Here is a 20,144-nt window from a genome sequence, read left to right on the forward strand (position 1 = left end):
AATGATTTAATTAGTATCTAAGAAATCTAAGAAGAAAAAAGGAAAGTACTTTCGACGGAAGACCAAAAATAATTATTCGGTATCCATCCTTATTCGCTCAGGAGTCAAAACTTGCTGTTGCTTATCCCCAAAAAAGGATTTTGTGATTATTAAAAAATCTTCTGTTTTCTATCTGTCTATAAAACAAGCTAATTCAGTCAGAATTTATTGTTTAAAATATTTTTTTCTTACGCGCATTATTTTATAACTTACTGTATATCAATTCATTCAAACAATCAAAGATTGGATGCCATGTTGCCTTCTGAAGAAAAAGAAAAAACTGATTTAAATTATTGTAAATGTATAATTGAAGTTGGTATAATTGGTCTTTTAGGCATCTCTATTTTGACTTTAAATTATAGCCTCTCTCAATTGATAAATCTTCAATTATGGAAATCCTTTTTAGAGGCTAATTAGACTGGTCTTTGTGATTTTCGAGAATGTTCTCCCGCTTTTATTGGTACATCATTTTAAGTGTCCTCTATTCTTAAACAATTACACCGTAAAGGGGTATTTATTGATGCAATTTTTTTATCCTGGTAATAGAGATCTTAAAGATCATTTTAGATTGAAAGAAATCTTAACCCTCACTAAATGAAATAAAGAAATTTTTAAGCTATTGCTACAATTTGTACATTAATGCTGAAATTCAGGCTTTTGGAAAAAATAGAATCTTTTGAAATGTCTTTCTTATTAAAGCTGAAATTGAAAATTTGTCAACCCATCGCCTAATCTAGGTTTCATGAAATCAATTTTTTTACGAGTTCTTTTTATTACACTTTTTTTTGAAGCTTGCAGTCCACGGGCAGAAGAGGGAAATTCAAGATTTTCTGAAGATTTACAGCCACCCAATAAAACCACCCTTTCTGATCTATCGGAAGAACAAAAGCCTAAACAGTTTAGCCTGGGAGTAGAGTCTGGCCCGGAAATAGTTTCATTAGTCAGTCAAAGCCAAAACGGGATTGATCCTCCCTATAGGGTGGAATTGCCTAAACTCAGAAACGAAGACGGTGAAGTTATTATGGATGCTCAAGGGGATCCTTATTTTCTTGGTGCAGGAGGATTGTCACAGTTTAATAAGTACACTTCAGATGATGGATTGGCATTAGACGCGATTCATTGTGCTATTACCGATAGCAGAGGGCATATTTGGTTTGGCACGAATGGAGGAGGGCTAAGTAGGTTTGATGGAGTGGAATTTACCAATTACAAAAAAATCCACGGACTACCCAGCATCACCATCAGAAGCATTTTTGAAGACTCCAAAGGAAATATCTGGATCGGTACCGCAGATGGCGGATTAAGCAAGTTTGATGGAAAGTCATTCACTAATTATCTGGCAGATCAACTCGGAAGTCTGGTTATATGGGCTATTGGTGAAGACAATGAAGGAAACCTGTGGTTTGGCACAGACAGGGCAGGAGTCAGTAAATACGATGGAGAAAAATTTACGAATTTCTCTACCGAAAATGGCTTAGGAAACGATATAGTCATCAGTATTCTTAAGGATAATGATGGCAATATGTGGTTTGGCACCTATGGAGGAGGTGTCAGCAAATACGACGGAAAAACCTTCAAAACTTATACCCTTCAAGACGGATTGTCATCTGATCGAATCAGATCAATTTTTCAAGACAGTAATGGTACCATTTGGATGGGGACCTTAGGAGGAGGCTTGACCAAATTCGATGGAAAAAGCTTCCAAACAATCGGGATTAAAGAAGGATTAGCCGGATCGGTTGTACGCTCGATTTCTGAGGACAAAGACGGAAATATTTGGTTTGGGACGGACAGAGGTGCCAGTCTTTGGGATGGAAAAAGATTTAAAACTTACACCACTGAACAGGGCTTGGCAGGAAATAACATTCAGGATATGACCTTGGATTCTGGAGGGAAAATGTGGTTTTGTACCGACGGAGGTGGAGTCAGCAGGTTGGATGGATTTGGTTTTACGAGTTTTACAACGAGCCATGGAATCTCCGGAAATATCATTCTAAGCGGAATGGAGGACCAAAATGGGAATCTTTGGTTTGGTTCGGCAGATGGTGGAATCAGTAAATTTGACGGACAGTCTTTCACCTCTTATTACCCTTCCCAAGGACTCGCCGGTGAAATAGTTTTTAGTATTCTGGAGGATAGGTCAGGAAAAATATGGATAGGCACTGCTGGGGATGGCCTGAGTATTCTGGACAATAAAAAATTCACGAATTATTCTGTGGATCAAGGATTACCCTCTAATGAAGTATATGCCTTGGTGGAAACACAAGACGGATCTATCTGGATAGGGACTGATAATGGAATCTTAAAATATCAGGAAGGGGAACTCCTTCACTTTACTTCAGAACATGGAATGGCCGGAGATGGAATCATCAGCATCCTGGAAGATCGGGAGGGGATTCTCTGGATAGGTACATTTGATGGAGGCCTAAGCCGATTTGATGGAGAAACTTTCATCAACTTTACCACCAATCAAGGCTTGATCGATAATGGAGTGAATCGCATTAAAGAAGACCAAGACGGAAATCTGTGGATAGGCACCACTTCTGGATTCAGTTTTTTAAGCAAAACAAAGAAAGAAAGCATTGCTAGTTGGGCCCCATCAAAAGGGGCGCTTTTTCAATCTTATAACAGTCAAGATGGACTTCCTGACAACAATGTTCTTCAAATCGTAGATCTTCCCGGGAACAAGATGGCAATAGGTACCAATCAGGGGATTTCCATCTTCGACTTTTTCCCGGACTCAGTGGATGCTATCCAAAATTTACAGATTTATAATTCGGATAATGGATACCCAGTCAAAGATTTGACTGATGGGCAAAATGCCATGTTTTTAGATTCCAAGGGTATTCTCTGGGCAGGGACAGGAAGCGTCAAAACAGGGCTGGCAAGAATTGACCTAGAAAAAATTTCCAGAAATGATTCCAAACCCAAGCTACTTATCAAACAAGTAAGGCTCAATGAAGAAGTTATCTCTTGGGAAACCTTGGCTTCGAGCAAAATTTCTAATCAAGCGGCCAAAACCACCGAGGAATTACTGACCTTCAAAAAAATCCTCAATTCGGAAGAAGAAAGTGATCTGCAAGAACGCTTCAAGGGAATTACCTTTGATAAAGTCAGTGAATTTTTCCCAGTTCCTATCAACCTAACACTTCCTTACAAACACAATCATCTCAATATAGAATACGGCACCAATGAATTGTCTAGGCCATTCTTGATAGAGTATCAATACATTCTGGAAGGCTATGATGAGGATTGGAGTCCGGTACTTAAAAGGACATCCGCTACTTTTGGTAATATTCAGGAGGGAGATTACACTTTTAAAGTTCGAGCAAGATACTCAGGACCCGCAATTGAAGAAGGGGCTGATTGGACCGAAGCGACCTTATATTCTTTCACAGTTTTACCCCCTTGGTATAGAAGCTGGTGGGCCTACTTGGGCTATGCAGCTCTTTTCCTTTCACTCCTTTATCCTATCAATATTTACCAAAGGAATAGGGTTCTGAAGGCAGAGAGAGAAAAGGCCAAAGAAAGGGAACTCGAGCATGCCAAAGAAATTGAAAAAGCTTACGAAGATTTGGCTTCTGCACATGAAAATTTAAAGGCTACCCAATCCCAACTGATACAGGCTGAAAAAATGGCATCCTTGGGTGAGTTGACTGCTGGAATTGCTCATGAAATTCAAAATCCACTGAATTTTGTTAAAAACTTTTCGGAAGTAAGTCATGAACTCATGGACGAGATGAACCAGGAGATTCATGAAGGAAAATTTGATTCTGCCAGAATATTGGCGGGAGATATCAAAGAAAATCTGGACAGAATTGCCACTCATAGCATGAGAGCGGATGCGATTGTCAAAGCAATGCTTCAACACAGCAAAGCCAGCGTGGGCAATAAAGAACTCGCAGATCTCAATGCTATCTGCGATGAATCCCTGCGACTGAGCTATCACGGGGTCAGGGCTAAAGAAAAAGACTTTAGCGCCGAATATAAAACAGAGTTGGCTTCCAATATTCCGGAAGTGGAAGTAATCCGTCAGGAAGTTGGAAGGGCATTGATCAATATGTGCAACAATGCCTTTCATGCTGTCCATGAAAAGTCTCAAAAAACAAAGTCTGAAAACTATAAACCTGAAGTAAAGATTGCCACCAAGAAAACAGATAAGGGAGTGGAGATTATTCTTTCCGATAACGGGATGGGTATCCCTGAGGATGTGATTGGAAAAATATTCCAGCCTTTCTTCACTACCAAACCTACAGGGCAAGGAACAGGCTTGGGACTCTCTTTGAGCTATGATATTATCAAGTCTTACCAAGGTGAAATCAGTGTAAAAAGTAAAACCGGTGAGAATTCAGGGACAGTTTTTACTATCTTTCTACCTACTAAACCAAAATCTAAATCATAAATTTTACCCAAACTAGCCTACTATGGTTTTAGGAATAATTTCTTTGATTTTGTTATACTATCTCAAGCAACCCATGGGCTTGATCACGGTATCTGCAGAATGGAAACGAATTTTCAACGGTGGAATGGTCGCAGCAGCAGCTATTATTGGAATTGCTGCCGTTAAGATCCCCTTAATCAGTGGGCTTGCCACTATTTTATCTTTTGTTCTGGCAGCTATTATTGTCGTGGTGACACTTAAGAACCCTGAGCTTCACCATCGCAAAGGAATGATATACGCCTGGCTTCCTATCATGGCAGTTAATGTGCTGGGAGAATCCATTGAACTCATCAATAAATCATTTTATACCGAATGGGAAAATTATTTTGGAGTAGCTGAATTTTTTGCCTTTATCTGGGCTATTGCCATGTGGATTAATAATTCCAAACAAAGAAAAGCCCTGGAACAGGAAAAGCTAAAGGCTCTAGCAAGAGAGAAAGAATTTAAAATAACTGAAAGTCTCAAAAATCAATTAGAGAGACAAGTTGAACAAAGAACCAAGGAGCTGACTGAGCAAAAAAATGAATTGGAAAATACCTTATCTGAGCTAAGAGCAGCACAAAACCAATTGATCCATGCAGAGAAGATGGCCTCCTTAGGAGAATTGACGGCAGGGATTGCTCATGAGATTCAAAACCCGCTCAACTTTGTCAATAACTTTTCAGATGTCAGCACAGAGTTGTTGACCGAACTCAAAGAGGAATTGCAAGCCGGGAAAACTGAAGATGCTATGGAAATTTTGGAAGATGTGATCCAAAACCTTAACAAAATCCATCACCATGGCAAAAGGGCTGATTCCATCGTGAAAGGAATGCTACAACATAGCAGAAGCAATACCGGTCAAAAAGAACCCACAGATATCAATGCATTAGCAGATGAATATTTAAGGCTTTCCTATCATGGATTAAGGGCAAGGGATAAAAGTTTCACGGCTGATTTTAAATTAAATCTAGACCCTAAAGCCGGAATCCTTCAGGTAGTTCCCGGAGATTTGGGCAGAGTATTTCTCAACCTGATCAACAATGCCTTTTATGCTGCTGACGAAAAGAAAAAAGAATTGAATGCCAAAGGTGAGAAAGACTTTATGCCTACCGTCACCGTCAACACCAAGAAGATCAGTACAGGTGTTGAAATCCAAATCTCAGATAATGGAAAAGGTATCCCAGCTGAAATTAAAGAGAAAATTTTCCAGCCTTTTTTTACTACAAAGCCAACTGGAAAAGGTACAGGTTTAGGGCTTTCTATGAGCTATGACATAGTCACCAAAGGACATGGAGGTGAAATAGTAGTAGACAGTAAACCTGGTGAATACACTGTTTTCACAATCAAATTACCGAAATCATGAAAACAGGAAAGATCAAAATGTCTAGGGCCGAATGTTTTTCTGGAAAAGCCAATTGCAATTTTCAAGAATTCCAGACCCTAAGTCACAACCCTAACAATCAATCCATAATCAGATGAAAAGCAAAATTTTAATAGTTGATGATGAAAAAGATGTGGAAATGCTATTTCGTCAAAAGTTCAGAAAAGAGATCAAAAGTGGAAGCTTAGAGCTTTGCTTTGCTTTTTCAGGTGATGAAGCTTTGACAGTTTTAGACAGCGAGCATCCCCCTCAGGTAGTTTATGTTTTTTCAGATATCAATATGCCTGGTATGAGCGGATTGGAGCTTTTGGAAAAAATCAAAAATAGATTTCCCCAGATCAATGTCAGTATGATTTCTGCTTACGGGGACAGTCAAAATTATGAAAAAGCCATGAGTTCAGGTGCAAAGGAGTTTTTTACCAAACCCATTGATTTTGATTCCCTTAAGAAAGAAATTGGAGCTTTGATGTCAGAAAAAAACTAAGAACCCATGGTCAAGATTTTGGTAGTAGATGATGAAGCGGATTTGGAAATTCTGATCAAACAGAAATTCCGGAAAAGAATCCGTGAAGGTGAGTTCGATTTTCAGTTTGCACTCAACGGCAGAATAGCCTTGGAAATCATTGAAGAAAATCCGGATATTGATTTGATCCTGAGCGATATCAATATGCCTGAGATGGACGGTCTGACCCTGCTTTCCAAAGTCAAAGAAAAAAACTCACTGCTTAAAACCGTCATTATCTCGGCTTATGGAGACATGGAAAATATCCGGACAGCCATGAATTTGGGGGCTTTTGACTTCATTACCAAACCCGTAGATTTCCGTGATTTGGAAATCACTCTTGATAAGACTATTCAGTACAGAAACCAAATCAAATCCACCCTTAAAGCCCTCCGTGAAAACAACATTCTCAAAATGTATGTGGATGAAACGGTGTTGAACTTTATGGGTAATAAGGAGCTGGAATCAAGCTTGATGGAAAATGAGACCATCGATGCATCAGTGGCTTTTATTGACTTGGTAGCATTTACAAAAATCTCTGAAAACGAAGAGCCCAACGTGGTTGTGGGACTACTCAACGAATATTTTGACCTAATGGTCAAAGAGATTATCGAGGAGAAAGGAAGTGTGGACAAGTTTATCGGTGATGCAATTATGGCAGTTTTTCAGGGGGAGAATCACTTCGAAAGAGCCATCAAGGTTGCACTTTCCATCCGGGAAAAAATGGCTCAAATCCCGGTTTTTTCAGAAGAGACAAATTTCAAACCTGAAGTATCCATCGGAATTAACTCGGGTGAGATGGTCTCAGGAAATATAGGTTCCCGTTCTTTGAAAAGATTAGATTATACAGTCATTGGAGATACGGTGAACGTAGCCGCCAGATTACAGACTGCGGCTAATCCGGGCCAAATTTTAGTCTTGGAAAAATGTGTCGATCAAATTAAAGATAGCTTTACTTTTTCTACCATTGGGGAAATGAAACTTAAAAATAAAGCTCATCCTGTCAAGGTTTTGCAGGTTGACCATATAAACAATTAGTCTCACCTGCTTAATCTCAACATAAATCTTAATCAATCCCTACAGAATTTAGTCTTTGTCCAATTTATAATCAAATGAAAAAACTTACCCAACCTGCACTATTGGTGGCATTAGGAGCTACCATGTCTATGGCAGCTATGGTTCCTGGTGGCAGGGAAAACCCAAAATCACTGGTGAATCACACCATTTCTCAAGACAGTACCCAAAAAGACTCCCTAGATTATCCAAAATTCAAGGACCTGCCCCTCAAGCCTGAGCGGGAAGTAAAATTTACTGCGAAAGAAGGAACCTGGATGAGTTTGGATGTCAGTCCTGATGGCAAAACAATCGCTTTTGACCTGATGGGAGACATATACACGATCCCAATTGAAGGTGGAAAGGCAAGCCCGATTACTACAGGAATTGCCTATGAGACTCATCCCCGATTCTCTCCTGATGGAGAAAAAATCTTATTCACTTCTGACCGAGCCGGAAATGATAATCTCTGGTATATCGATATGGTCAAGAAGGACACGGTTCAGGTAACCAAAGATAAAAATGGAGATGTACCTGGAGCTGCTTGGACACCGGATGGTAAATATATCATCGTGAGTAAAGGCCGTCGTATTCCGAAGCTATGGATGTACCATATAGATGGAGGCGGAGGAATTCAACTCAATGAAAACCCTTCCTCGATGAAAACCATCGACCCAGTGGTAAGCCCAGATGGAAAAAAAGTCTATTTCTCGCATAGAACAGGCGCTTGGAATTACAATGCCATGCTTCCACAATATCAGGTTGGACATTATGATTTTGAGGAAGGAAAAATCACAAATATCACCAGCCGTTATGGTTCGGCCTTCACTCCTACCTTATCCAAAGATGGAAAGTGGATGGTTTATGGATCCAGGTGGCAAGATAAAACCGGTTTGGTCCTTAGAGACCTCAATACAGGAGATGAAAAATGGTTAGCCTATCCTGTGCAGCGGGATGAGCAGGAGTCCATCGCGCCTCAGGGAGTATTGCCTGCTATGGCGTTCACTCCGGATAGCAAATTTATCATCGCTTCCTATGGAGGGAAAATATGGAAATTGGCTGTAGATGGCAGTCCGGCTGTAGAGATCCCATTCGAAGCAGATGTGAAACTGGCAATGGGTCCAAGGCTCTATTTCAATTATGAAATCAAAGACACCACCGCTAAACTGGCTACACAAATCAGAGATGCTGTTCCTTCACCGGATGGCAAAAAACTGGCCTTCACGGCACTCAATAGACTGTATGTGATGGACTACCCGAATGGCGAACCTAAAAGGGTTACGAAAAATGAATTTACCGAAGCCATGCCTTCATGGTCTCCAGATGGAAGCCAGTTGGTATTTACCACTTGGGATGAAAAGGCAGGTGGACATCTTTATAAAGCTAGTTTCGGAAGAAATGGAGCAATAACAAAGCTTACTACAGAAAGTGCTCTTTACATGGGACCAGTTTGGGGACCTAATAATAAAATTGTGGTATTCAAAGGCGATAAGCGTCTCATGGAGGAAGCAGAAGGACCGGGAGTTTCCGGAGCTGAATCTATTTTAGCATGGATGCCGGCTTCTGGAGGTGCATTCAGAAAAATCATGGATGCCCGAAATATCGGAAATGCACATTTTACAAAAGATACTACCCGTATTTTCCTAAATGGACCTGGAGGCACGCTGATGAGTGTGAAGTGGGATGGAACGGATGAAAAAACCTATGCTAAAATATCTGGTATTACTCCTTTTGGAACAGCAGCAGGAGATCATGAGGGACATGAGCATAATGAGGATTTCTCTTCTGTAAAATACATTATGGGTAAGCCTTACGGCACCGCCGATGCAGTTAATTATTGCATGCTCCCTGAGGGAAGTAGCGCCCGAGAGCCTCAAATGCAACCATCCAGCGCCAGTACGATTTTGATGGCTCCGGAAGGTGATTTGGCACTGGCTCAAATCAACAACAATGTATATGTGGTAACAATACCAAAGGCTGGGAAAACTCCAACCATCAACGTGGGAAGTCCTGAATCAGCCAATTTCCCTGCACGTCAACTTACCGAGATCGGTGGAGAATGGCCAGCTTGGGAAGCCAATGGGAAAAAAGTGCATTGGTCTTTAGGAAACGGACATTGGGTATATGACATAACTCGGGCAGAGTTTATTGAAGACTCTGTAAAAACAGCCAAAAAGCTAAAGAAACTAGCTGATGCTGACAGTGTGGCTACCTTGAAAGCTAAAGGAGAAGATGCGGTTAAGTTAGCAGATTCTCTGGCGAAAGCTGAAAAGAAAAGGATAGACTCCTTATTCAAAGCAGACAAAGAATTGGCCAAAGCAGATAGCATCCACAAGGCTAAGCTCAAAGAAAAAGAAGAATATAAGCCTGCTGAGCATCAGGTAAAAGTATACTTCGCAAAGGATACTCCTAAAGGAACAATTCTTCTTCAAAATGCAAGAATCATCACCATGAAAGATGAAGAAGTCATCGAAAATGGAGATATCCTGATTGAAAACAATCGAATCAAGGCAGTCGGAAAAACAGGAACCCTCAACGCGGGGAATGCGAAAGTCATAGATGCAACAGGTAAGACCATCACTCCGGGCTTTATTGACACCCATGCTCACATGTGGCCAACCTGGAATCTTCACAAAAATACCGTTTGGATCTATGCCGCTAATCTAGCTTATGGCGTGACCACAACCAGAGATCCGCAGACGGCTACGACTGACGTATTGACTTATGGTGACATGGTGGAAGCAGGAATGATTCCAGGTCCTCGGGTTTATTCTACAGGTCCTGGAGTAGGATTCTGGATGTATAATCTAAAATCTCTGGATCAAACCAAAAATGTACTGAAGCAATACAGCAAGTATTATAATACCCAGTACATCAAAATGTATTTGGTTGGAAATAGACAGCACAGACAGTGGGTAATCATGGCAGCTAAAGATCAAAAGCTAATGCCTACTACGGAGGGCGGCTTGGACTACAAACTGAATATGACACAATTATTCGACGGATATCCAGGACATGAGCACTCTATCCCTGTATACCCACTTTACTCAGATGTGATACAGACTATTGCTGAAAGTAAAATGGCAGTAACTCCTACCCTTTTGGTAGCTTATGGCGGACCTTGGGCTGAAAATTATTATTACACCACAGAGAGTCCACTGCATGACCCTAAGCTGAACAGATTCACTCCATATAATGAGCTGAATTCCAAGGCCAGAAGAAGAGTTGGCGGACTGGGTGGTTGGTTTGCTCCAGAAGACCACGTATTTGAAAAACATGCCGAAGGAATCAACGAGCTGGTAAAGCGAGGAGGACTGGCAGGTGTAGGATCTCACGGTCAGCTACAAGGCTTGGGCTATCATTGGGAGCTATGGTCAGTAGCTAGCGGAGGAATGAGCAGCATGGATGCTTTGAAAACTGCCACTATTCTGGGAGCTGAAGCTTTAGGTTTAGACAAAGACCTGGGAAGTATCGAGACTGGAAAATTGGCGGATTTGGTAATCATGGAATCCAATCCTTTGGAGAATATCAGGAATACCAATACCATCACACATGTGGTCAAAGATGGCAGATTGTATGATGGCAATACCTTGGATGAGATTTATCCCAATCCACGAAAATTGGATGTAAGCTCTTGGACCAAGGAGGCTCCAAAAGTGACCACCAGTTTGAAAAATTAAATAGAATTTGAGGAGGAAACAGCCAAGAATTGTCTTGGCTGTTCCTTTTTTTAAGGAAAGTCTAATTTTTTTGAGCCAAAAGTGAAATAATTACTCTTTGTTCTTGGCAAACTACTAAATTTTTATTTCCTTAAATTAGGATTCAGAACCCTTACTATAAACTAAAAGCTAGCGCTTAGCTGCAAAAAATGATTTTTTACCCTATGCTACCAGAATGAAAGAATCGGCAACCAAATCGATTGATTGGAAAACTATATTCTCCCCCCACTCTTTAGTGTACTCAATTTGTGGTGTAGCTCTTGCAGCGATTGCATTAGAGGCTTTTATGCTTCCCAATAAATTTTTGGATGGAGGAGTTACCGGTATAGCCATTTTGGTCAATTTGGGTTTTGGAATCAATTTAAACCTGCTTTTGGTAGTTATCAATCTTCCTTTCTTATACATGGCCTGGAAGATGATAGGAAAGACTTTCGCCATTCAGTCAGGATTTTCGGTCTTTCTTTTGGTTCTGGTTTTACATTTCATGGAAATACCTACCGTAACAGAAGACAAGGTACTGATAGCTGTTTTCGGAGGTTTTTTGATGGGTACAGGAATAGGGCTAATTATTCGAGGCGGAGGCTTAATTGATGGCTTTGAAGTCATCACAGAGTACTTCCATAAAAACTCTGCCCTGACTGCCAGTGAGATAACTGTTTTTCTAAATAGTCTGATTATGCTCTCCGCTGCGTATGTTTTTGGCATAGAACCTGCAATGTATTCTATACTGACCTATTTTACCGCAATAAAGACTACTGACTACATTGTAGAGGGCTTTGAGGAGTACACCGCTTTGACAATTATTTCTAAAGAACACGAATTGGTCAAAGAATTGATAGTCAAAGACTTTAAAAAAGCAATTTCGGTATATAAAGGGGAAAGGGGCTATCTCCCTGAAACCTTTCATATTAAGCACCCTTGCGATATTATCATGACCGTAGTAACCCGTCTGGAAGTACATAGAATCAAATTAGCTATTCAGGAAATTGATCCTAAGGCCTTTTTCTATGTCCAAACTATCAAAGAAGTAAAAGGCGGAGTCATTAAAAAAGTAGGAAAAAAGCATGTATGATAGACTTTGAACAAATAAAACGGAAAGTTTACAGGAATATATTGGAGCAACTGCCTTCCTACCTGACCTATCATAATCTAGCCCACACAGAGTATGTGATGGATAAAGCTATCTTTTTGGCCAGGATCGAAGATGTATCAGAAAAAGAGCTCTTCTTATTGAGGCTTGCTGCCTTGTTTCATGACACAGGCTTTATAGAAAACCCAAAAAACCATGAGGAAATAGGTTGCGGAATCGCAAGAAACTACCTTTCTGAAGATCTTTCCGAATCAGATCTATCCAAAATCTGCGGGATGATTATGGCGACGAAAATCCCACAATCTCCAACCAATCAACTGGAAAGAATTATTGCCGATGCAGATTTGGAATATCTCGGGACCAGTGAATTTGAAAAGCAGGGAAATGCTTTATTTGAAGAATTAAAGCATTTCAATCCAAGTTTTTCTGAGCAAGCATGGAATGAATTACAACTGACTTTTTTGGAAAAACACCACTATCACACTGATTATTGTAAAAAATTCAGAGAGCCAAAAAAACAAGATAATATCGATTCAGTAAAAGAAAAACTGAACCTAGTCTAACCTTTTACAGCATGATATATTAAATCATATACATCACCGGCTTCAATTTTTTGATGAGGAATTAATTCTTTTCCCCCCACTATAAAAGGCTTATCAATATCCTCCTCTGGAATTCTTCCATGAGCTCCTTTTACCAAGCCAGCATCCAAAGGGATCACATCCATTAGGTATCTAAAGCCTAGTTTCTTTTTAAGGACTTTTGAACCCACTTTCAGTAAAGGAACTTTGATTTTCGGATCTAATAATAACTCTACAGGATCGTATCCTGGCTTTCTATGAATATCTACACAGCGTGCATAATCTGGCGCCTTGGCATCATCCATCCAGAAATAATAGGTAAACCAAGAGTTTTTATCAGCGACCACCACCAGATCCCCTGATCTTTTGTGATCCAGTCCAAATTCTACTTGATCATTTTTATCCAGTACCTTTTCTATTCCAGGGGTATTTCTGAGTAAACTTTTCACCTGCTCGAAAATGGCCTCATTTTGAATATGTACATGGGCCACCTGATGGTCTGCGACGGCAAAAGCCTGCGAAGTGCCAGCGTCTAATGTTTCAAGACCCAACTCATCTTTTACCTGAATCCATCCAGCAGACCTCAAAATCCTATTAATGTGGATGGGTTGGTTCACATTGGTGATTCCATACTCAGAAAGCAGTAAAACTTCAGCCCCCTGCTTTTCAAAATAAGTAATCAAGTCTTCAGCCACTTGATCAATTTCCTGCAAGTCTTTTCCGATTTTTTCGAAATCTATTCCATGTCTTTGCAAGCCATAATCTAGATGTGGTAGGTAAATCAGGTTGAGCGTAGGATTGTACCACTCATCGACTTTTTTTGCAGCATCAGCTATCCATTGAGTTGCCGAAATATTGGTATTCGGACCCCAAAATGAAAATAAAGGAAATTGCCCGAGCTCTTTTTGCAATCTATCTCTCAGTTCCATAGGCTGAGAATGACAGTCTGGAAGCTTCCTTCCATCAGCCGGGTACAAAGGGCGTGGAGTAACTGCATAATCTACACTGGAATACATGTTGTACCACCAAAAAAGATTAGCACAAGTGAATTCTGGGTTTTCAGCTTTTAAATGATCCCAGATTTTGGGTGATCTAACCAGCCTGTTGGACTGTCTCCAAAATTTAATCTCACACTCATCATAGAAATACCAGCCATTTCCGACTATTCCATGTTCGGAAGGATATTTTCCAGTGAGATATACAGACTGAGCAGAGCAAGTTACTGCCGGAAGAACGGGTTCAATAATGGCTTTTTTCTTGCCTTCAATCCAGGATTTGAGAAAAGGCGTGTGCTCGCCAACCACTCGGAAAGAAAGCGCAACAATATCCAGCACTACCGTTTTTCTCATCATTTTATCATGTTTTGAATTACCCAATCTAACTCTCTGGAAATAGATTCTCCCATATCTAGCCTCATTTTTTCAGGTAAAACTTCCCAAGTATAGGTTTCCACCTCCAAATGGTTAGTCAATCCTGGATTCAATGCCAATTCATCCAAAACCTCAACAATACTGCTTTGAGTAGAAAGTAAGTCCCCATAGCTTTCTATGAATAATGGGACATGAAAATGAATCCTCCATTCCTCTTCTTGGGCTGATTCGATTTTGGCTAAGGCATACGGCAAATCCGGATAAGAAACCAACTTACCAGTAGGATACCTTCCCACAACCTGATGGAGATAAGTTGACTCCACAAAAGGCTCTAGTTTTTGCTTAATCAATTTTTTATCATCCCCCAAAAGGAGTTTCAGGGCAGCGGATATTTGGATTTTCCCGATCTGGATTCCTGCGCTGGCAAACTTGGCAAAAGTCTCAGAAGGCTTTTCATAAACGATCGCAAAATGGCAAACGTCATAACAAACCTGAATATGTCGCTTGATCAATTTTTCTGCTTCAGCTTCATTGAGATGCCTGGATTTAGCCCAAGTTTCCTTTGCAATTGGGAGTAAATATTCCTGAAAAAGCCAGATCATCTCACCTGAGTTTTCCAAAATACCGTCCGGTTCCGGCTCGATATCCAAATGCAAAAATTTACCAGTTTCCCTTTCAATCAAAGCCAACTCCTCCACTACCTGCAATAAATGATGGCTAGCTTTGACCATGGCAGCATTTAGATCTGATTCAGATTGGAACCAGTGCCTATAGGAAATGGGAGAAGTAGAAATTCCTCCGTCCAATCCTTCAGGAATTAATCCCGCCAATATTCTGAAGGATCTAATCGTATAATCCCTTCTCTCTTCAGTAGTCCAATCCGGGAAGTGCACTTGATCTTTTACTGTAGTTCGGTGAAAATCCCCGTAAGGGAAACCATTTAAGGTGAAGACATAGGCATTTTCGGATTCTAGCCAAGCTTTGAATTCTGCTATAATTGAAGGCTTTTGGAGCTCCAAACTTGCTTCATGGGATAATCTCAGGCCTATTCCAAAGGATTGCTGAAAATTAAGATTGCTCCTGATTTCCGGGATATATCGCTGTAAATTTTGAAAAGTTGCCTCCCAGCTTTCTCCAGGGTGAATATTACTACAATAGCTTAAGTGAAAATCTGAAATATGCATTCTAGGATTTGCTAATGGCTTCTTGGTTCCAATCTTTTAGCATTTTTACTGCCTCTTCAATCATGGCATGATCCATTTCATGAACCTCCACTCCTTTACCCAATCGCTCCAAAAGCATAATGGTTAATTGGCCTCCCAAATGTTCCTGAAATTCTCTCAAACCTTTGATTAAATTTTCACCGGATAATTCCGGCTCGTACAATGAAAATCCGAGATTTTGTAGCAATACGATTACTCTATCCAAATCCTCTTTAGCTATCCAGCCTTTCAAGTAAGAATATGTGGAATCAAGAGCAATACCTATAGCTACTGCTTCACCATGTCTAACTCTATAGCTGCTGAGATGCTCCAGTTTATGGGCCGCCCAATGTCCAAAGTCCAAAGGTCTTGAGGAACCCATTTCAAAAGGATCTTTCCCAGCTATATGATCCATGTGCATTTGAGCACATCTCATAATCTGTTCTTTCATTGGCTCCAGCGAGCGGGACGCTAATTGAGCAGCGTGCTGTTCCAGCCACTCAAAAAAGGAGAGGTCTTTAATCAAGGCCACTTTGATAGCCTCAGATATTCCTCCTCTCCAATCTCTATCATCTAAGGTCTTCAAAAAATTAAAATCATTGATGACAGCAACTGGAGTGGTGAAGGTTCCCAAATAGTTTTTCTTCCCAAATGAGTTAACAGAATTTTTCACTCCAACACCGGAATCGTTTTGGGATAGAACTGTGGTCGGTACCCGGATCAATCTTATCCCTCTATGAGAAATAGCCGCTGCGAAACCTACCATATCCAAAACGGCTCCTCCTCCTATGGCTACTATGTAAGAATGTCTATCAATTCCATGAATATGGGTGGCCTCAACTACTTTCTGATAGAAACTCGCATCATTTTTACAGGCCTCCCCGCCAGGAACTATCAAGGGATCCGCACATAAAAAGAATGAGTCCGAATTTGCTTCGGAATACTGTTGAATTTTATCGGAAAGGGATTTGTGGTGCTGCGCAACTCCACTGTCAATGATGAAAAAAGTCTTACACTTTCTACCCTTTTCAAAAAGGGAAGCAAAGAGCTTATTTTCTTGATTGAAAATATCTTCGGAAAAACAGACCGGATACTCAAAAGAAACTGAAAACCGCTGCTTTAAAATGGTATTCATACAAGGATAATAGGTTATTAGGGCTGAAAGTTCTCAAATGACTTGAAAACCAATCCTAAAGTAAATCAAGTCACGGCAAACTTCTTAGCCAACCATAAAGAAATCGGCAGAAGCAATAAAACTATAACACCGATTATCCATCCTTCAAAGGCTGCAGCTAATGAAGCGTTGACTATGATCAAAGATATTACTGCTGCTTTGACAGATTTTCCGATTAAGGCAGGTTCCTGTTTTTGTATGGCTCTTGTCAAAGGAGGAAATATCATAAAGGCTAATAAAATCAAAAAGGGAAAGACTTCCCATGAACCGGGTTTTTGGACTTTCGCCAGAAAAGTAATCCCGGAAATAACCAATATATACAACCCAAAACCACCAAATAGCGCTTTTTTATTTTTTCCATGCACTTCTCCCCGACTCACCATAGTAATGGCCGCTACATAAATCAAGGGCAAAACACCGATTGGCCAGAGTTTTTGCAAAACCTCCGGAGCAACTGCTACACCAAGCAGTAGATTTCCAGCCCTGCAAAGTCCCATATTGATGGGTCCAAAGAGTTGCTGATGCTTCCCCCAAAAATCATATGATAAAGCGCAAATAGCTATTGCAATTGCCAAAAAGCCTGCGAAAATGTTGACCAAAAAAGCAAAGAAAATACCTCCCAAAAGTAAGCAGGAAGCCATAAGAATTGCGTTCTTTTTGGAAGCCCTTCCGCTAGGAATAGGTCTTTCGGGTCTCTCCACCGAATCCAAATCGGCGTCTGCTATGTCATTAAAAGCTACTCCTCCCCCATATAAACCTATTGTACTGATCGAAAGCCAAAGCAAATTTTGCCAAAAATCTCCAGCTCCCTGACTCCAGTCTACCTGCATGAAAGTCCAAGCTCCGGCTATGGCAAAACCTGCCCAAATATCAGCAATAGCAGTTACCACATTAGCTGGGCGGGTTAACTGAAGGTATGCAAATAGGCTGCCCTTACTCATAGATTAATTTTCCACGCGATCAGAAGGTCCTTCGACTCTAGGTACCTGCCCACCTCTAAGCACAGAGTTCCCTCCCATTTTTTTGGTCTGATCGATTGGAGGCGCATTCAACCAGTCTTTTTCATCCATTTGGCCAGAAAGTGAAAATGCAGCCAAGGCATTTTTGTAAGTAACCATCTGCACGTGCTCTTCAGGTATGCCCATTTTTCTCATAAGGTCGGCTGTCTTTGGTACAGCCAAAGGGTCAGATATCCCCCAGTCAGCTGCCGAGTTCACTATGATTCGCTCAGGGCCATATTGCTTGACAATTTCTACCATTCGTTCGGAACCCATTTTGGTATGCGGGTAAATCGTGAATCCAGCCCAATAACCTCTATCCAAAACCTCTTTGACTGTTTCCTCATTGTTGTGATCTACAATGACCCAGCCCGGATCCATGCCATGCTCCTCTGCCACATCCATGGAGCGGTAAGTTCCCTTTTTCTTATCTCTATGTGGGGTATGAATCAGTACGGGTAGGTCCACTTCCTTAGCCAATTCCAATTGTTCCCGATAAAACCTATCCTCAGCCTCCGTTTGATCATCATAGCCAATTTCTCCGATTGCCACTACGCCTTCTTTTCCCACATACAAGGGAAGCAATTCCATGACCTGTTCCGCCAAAGGAATATTATTGGCTTCTTTGGAATTCAGACCCATGGTGCAATAGTGGACAATGCCGAATTGACTGGCTCGAAAACGCTCCCAACCTACCAAAGTGCTGAAATAATCCTTGAAGCTACCCACTTCTGTTCGGGGCTGGCCGAGCCAAAATGCGGGTTCAATAGTAGCCACAATCCCGGCTTTTTGCATGGCTTCGTAATCATCGGTAGTTCTGGATACCAAGTGAATATGGGGATCTATATACATGGACATGATTTTCTATGTTTAAGTAATTCTTTGCAATAATTAAAGACGAGTTTGCTGGTACTCCTGACCAATGCTTTCCCAGGTGATGGATTTGGACTCAATTCCATGAATCAAGTTAGGAAAATCTGCCAAAAGCCCCTTCGCAGGAGGAAAATCACTTTGATACAAGGCTAATGCTCCTCCTTTTTTCTCCAGCTCATCTTCGGAACTCATCACCTTTTTGAGATCTTTGAAGAATTCATCATTTAAAAAGGGAGAAACCAAACGCCATAGCTCCGGCATTACATTCCTACCTGCTGCCCATCTTTCATGGGCAAAATCAGAAGCAATTTCTGCCAATGCAGGGTTTCTTCTACTATCCTGATTTTGAATTCGATAGAGTGGTCTTTGCATAAAGACGGCTTTCAGAACCATCTGATTCCAGTTGCCCTCTGGAAAATAAGTGGAAGGATAAGGATTGTTTAAAGCAATAGCATCAAATATTAAAGCGACGTTTGTCCTACAACCATCAATAGCACGGGGAAGCAAATCCTCCTGAAAGGGCATAATAGGTAGAGCGGCAAATAATGCCTGATGCTCATGCATATCGGCTGTTTCAAAGAGCTGATTGATGGCATCAAACCATACTTGCTTTTGCTGAGGATAATGAAGCAGCAAATAGGTACGGGCTGTTTGCAGGACGTTCCAAAAAGAGGGTTCAAAGCCTTTGCTAAGCTTTTCTGCTTCTTGGGCCTTTTGCTCTGAAATTTGTAATAGATCTTTACTGAAATGACGTGAAGCCTGACTAAAAGCCAGAAAAAAGCCTGTCTTGGAGCCTGATTCTTTAAATTTTTCTACTTTTTGATTCAGCCAAGCAATGGATTTTTCATCGGCTTGTTGTTGCAAAAGAGTCATTAAGAATGCAGGAAAATTTTCAGTTTGGGTCATTGTCAATTGAGATTGCTCTACGCCTGTAAATAAACTCAATCAAAAATTAAATTCCATCAATTTTGGGAGGAGTGGGGGCATTTTGGATTTTTTTTATCAAAAATAAATAACTGTGAAATTTTCCATGTGACATTCAGTTTATTAGTTCAGAGAACTAATAATCCTATTTGAATACGATAATTTTTTATATTTTTACGAGGTATTTTATGAATTGGACAGCACGACTTTTAAATTTTATTATTGACTCCACAGCCTATTTTTTATTGCTTGTTGGGTCAACATTTGTTTTTGGAGCAGAAGTACTTCAAAATCAGAGATATGTATTGATACTGGTTTATTTCCTATACTATTTTGTTTGCGAGGCACTCTTTCAACAAACGGTTGGAAAAAAAATTACCGGAACCAAGGTAGTTGACTACCATCATCACAATAAGCCAAGCCTTGTTCAGATATTAATCCGAACTGTTTCCAGAATAATACCTTTCTATTTTATAAGCTACTTTATGTCTGGGAAGGGTTTACATGATCATTTTTCAAAAACAATTTTAATAAAACCTAACTAAATCCATTCTTATGAAAAAAGTTTTAAAATCCCTTAGCATTGGACTACTAGTTGTTTCTATGTCAAGTTGTGCCACAATTTTTGGTGGACCAGTTTCAGAATATCAAAGAACCAAGCCTGCGCCGGGTGAACCTCAAAGAAAAGTTCGAGTGGCTGCTTTGATCGCTGACATTGTTTTATTCTGGCCAGGAGCCATCGTAGATTTTGCCACAGGGGCAATTTATAAGCCTGAAGGAAAATAAATTTATGAGGCTGTCTCATAAATAGTTTT

The 20,144-nt window shown here is 40.5% G+C and carries 15 protein-coding genes; 9 read left to right on the forward strand and 6 right to left on the reverse strand.

The window, feature by feature from the left end; translation table 11 throughout:
- Nucleotides 1-781 precede the first annotated feature (781 nt).
- The 7 genes from B2906_RS00880 (at nt 782) to B2906_RS00910 (ending at nt 12,770) form a co-directional block, all read left to right on the forward strand.
- The gene (locus B2906_RS00880) at nt 782-4,441 is read left to right on the forward strand and encodes a two-component regulator propeller domain-containing protein (RefSeq protein WP_144607434.1); all 3,660 of its coding nucleotides are present in this window, start codon (nt 782-784) and stop codon (nt 4,439-4,441) included.
- A gap of 22 nt (nt 4,442-4,463) precedes the next feature.
- A complete protein-coding gene (locus B2906_RS00885) occupies nt 4,464-5,825 on the forward strand; it encodes a sensor histidine kinase (RefSeq protein WP_144607435.1) in 1,362 nt (453 codons plus the stop codon).
- Between the two features lie 112 nt (nt 5,826-5,937).
- Nucleotides 5,938-6,327 (forward strand): response regulator, encoded by a 390-nt coding sequence (locus B2906_RS00890; protein ID WP_144607436.1) that lies wholly within the window; start codon nt 5,938-5,940, stop codon nt 6,325-6,327.
- A 6-nt stretch (nt 6,328-6,333) separates the two neighbouring features.
- On the forward strand, nt 6,334-7,383 hold the full coding sequence (locus B2906_RS00895; protein WP_144607437.1) for an adenylate/guanylate cyclase domain-containing protein: 1,050 nt from the start codon (nt 6,334-6,336) through the stop codon (nt 7,381-7,383).
- A gap of 74 nt (nt 7,384-7,457) precedes the next feature.
- The gene (locus B2906_RS00900) at nt 7,458-11,078 is read left to right on the forward strand and encodes an amidohydrolase family protein (RefSeq protein ID WP_286935280.1); all 3,621 of its coding nucleotides are present in this window, start codon (nt 7,458-7,460) and stop codon (nt 11,076-11,078) included.
- Nucleotides 11,079-11,292: 214 nt separating this feature from the next.
- Complete coding sequence (locus B2906_RS00905) at nt 11,293-12,189, forward strand: YitT family protein (protein WP_286935282.1); 897 nt, start codon at nt 11,293-11,295, stop codon at nt 12,187-12,189.
- A complete protein-coding gene (locus B2906_RS00910; RefSeq protein WP_286935284.1) occupies nt 12,186-12,770 on the forward strand; it encodes an HD domain-containing protein in 585 nt (194 codons plus the stop codon). Before B2906_RS00905 ends, B2906_RS00910 begins: the two co-directional genes overlap by 4 nt.
- On the opposite strand, the gene B2906_RS00915 is transcribed toward B2906_RS00910, so the two are convergent.
- The 6 genes from B2906_RS00915 to B2906_RS00940 form a co-directional block, all read right to left on the reverse strand.
- Nucleotides 12,767-14,137, reverse strand: coding sequence for an alkaline phosphatase family protein (locus tag B2906_RS00915; RefSeq protein WP_286935290.1), 1,371 nt, complete (start codon nt 14,135-14,137; stop codon nt 12,767-12,769). The two genes, B2906_RS00910 and B2906_RS00915, sit on opposite strands and share 4 nt — an antisense overlap.
- Complete coding sequence (eboE, locus tag B2906_RS00920; protein WP_286935285.1) at nt 14,137-15,342, reverse strand: metabolite traffic protein EboE; 1,206 nt, start codon at nt 15,340-15,342, stop codon at nt 14,137-14,139. The genes B2906_RS00915 and eboE overlap by 1 nt, the downstream gene beginning before the upstream one ends.
- A 1-nt stretch (nt 15,343) precedes the next feature.
- Nucleotides 15,344-16,495 (reverse strand): 3-dehydroquinate synthase, encoded by a 1,152-nt coding sequence (locus B2906_RS00925; protein ID WP_286935286.1) that lies wholly within the window; start codon nt 16,493-16,495, stop codon nt 15,344-15,346.
- 65 nt (nt 16,496-16,560) lie between these two features.
- A complete protein-coding gene (gene eboC / locus B2906_RS00930; RefSeq protein WP_286935288.1) occupies nt 16,561-17,475 on the reverse strand; it encodes a UbiA-like protein EboC in 915 nt (304 codons plus the stop codon).
- Between the two features lie 3 nt (nt 17,476-17,478).
- A complete protein-coding gene (locus tag B2906_RS00935; RefSeq protein WP_091651570.1) occupies nt 17,479-18,390 on the reverse strand; it encodes a TatD family hydrolase in 912 nt (303 codons plus the stop codon).
- 33 nt (nt 18,391-18,423) lie between these two features.
- Entirely contained in the window at nt 18,424-19,311 is an 888-nt protein-coding gene (locus B2906_RS00940; protein ID WP_286935289.1) for an EboA domain-containing protein, read from the reverse strand.
- Nucleotides 19,312-19,517: 206 nt separating this feature from the next.
- Between B2906_RS00940 and B2906_RS18955 the strand changes: the two genes are divergently transcribed.
- Nucleotides 19,518-19,874, forward strand: coding sequence for an RDD family protein (locus tag B2906_RS18955; RefSeq protein ID WP_219957603.1), 357 nt, complete (start codon nt 19,518-19,520; stop codon nt 19,872-19,874).
- Nucleotides 19,875-19,884: 10 nt separating this feature from the next.
- The gene (locus B2906_RS00945; protein ID WP_091651576.1) at nt 19,885-20,115 is read left to right on the forward strand and encodes a hypothetical protein; all 231 of its coding nucleotides are present in this window, start codon (nt 19,885-19,887) and stop codon (nt 20,113-20,115) included.
- Nucleotides 20,116-20,144 lie beyond the last annotated feature (29 nt).

Source organism: Algoriphagus sp. UBA3586, assembly GCF_002376385.1.
Classification (GTDB): Bacteria; Bacteroidota; Bacteroidia; order Cytophagales; family Cyclobacteriaceae; genus Algoriphagus; species Algoriphagus ornithinivorans.

Coding starts and splice junctions, on each gene's coding strand:
- B2906_RS00880 (WP_144607434.1), top strand. CDS start 782: ATGAAATCAATTTTTTTACGAGTTCTTTTTATTACACTTTTTTTTGAA.
- B2906_RS00885 (WP_144607435.1), top strand. CDS start 4,464: ATGGTTTTAGGAATAATTTCTTTGATTTTGTTATACTATCTCAAGCAA.
- B2906_RS00890 (WP_144607436.1), top strand. CDS start 5,938: ATGAAAAGCAAAATTTTAATAGTTGATGATGAAAAAGATGTGGAAATG.
- B2906_RS00895 (WP_144607437.1), top strand. CDS start 6,334: ATGGTCAAGATTTTGGTAGTAGATGATGAAGCGGATTTGGAAATTCTG.
- B2906_RS00900 (WP_286935280.1), top strand. CDS start 7,458: ATGAAAAAACTTACCCAACCTGCACTATTGGTGGCATTAGGAGCTACC.
- B2906_RS00905 (WP_286935282.1), top strand. CDS start 11,293: ATGAAAGAATCGGCAACCAAATCGATTGATTGGAAAACTATATTCTCC.
- B2906_RS00910 (WP_286935284.1), top strand. CDS start 12,186: ATGATAGACTTTGAACAAATAAAACGGAAAGTTTACAGGAATATATTG.
- B2906_RS00915 (WP_286935290.1), bottom strand. CDS start 14,137: ATGAGAAAAACGGTAGTGCTGGATATTGTTGCGCTTTCTTTCCGAGTG.
- eboE (WP_286935285.1), bottom strand. CDS start 15,342: ATGCATATTTCAGATTTTCACTTAAGCTATTGTAGTAATATTCACCCT.
- B2906_RS00925 (WP_286935286.1), bottom strand. CDS start 16,495: ATGAATACCATTTTAAAGCAGCGGTTTTCAGTTTCTTTTGAGTATCCG.
- eboC (WP_286935288.1), bottom strand. CDS start 17,475: ATGAGTAAGGGCAGCCTATTTGCATACCTTCAGTTAACCCGCCCAGCT.
- B2906_RS00935 (WP_091651570.1), bottom strand. CDS start 18,390: ATGTCCATGTATATAGATCCCCATATTCACTTGGTATCCAGAACTACC.
- B2906_RS00940 (WP_286935289.1), bottom strand. CDS start 19,311: ATGACCCAAACTGAAAATTTTCCTGCATTCTTAATGACTCTTTTGCAA.
- B2906_RS18955 (WP_219957603.1), top strand. CDS start 19,518: ATGAATTGGACAGCACGACTTTTAAATTTTATTATTGACTCCACAGCC.
- B2906_RS00945 (WP_091651576.1), top strand. CDS start 19,885: ATGAAAAAAGTTTTAAAATCCCTTAGCATTGGACTACTAGTTGTTTCT.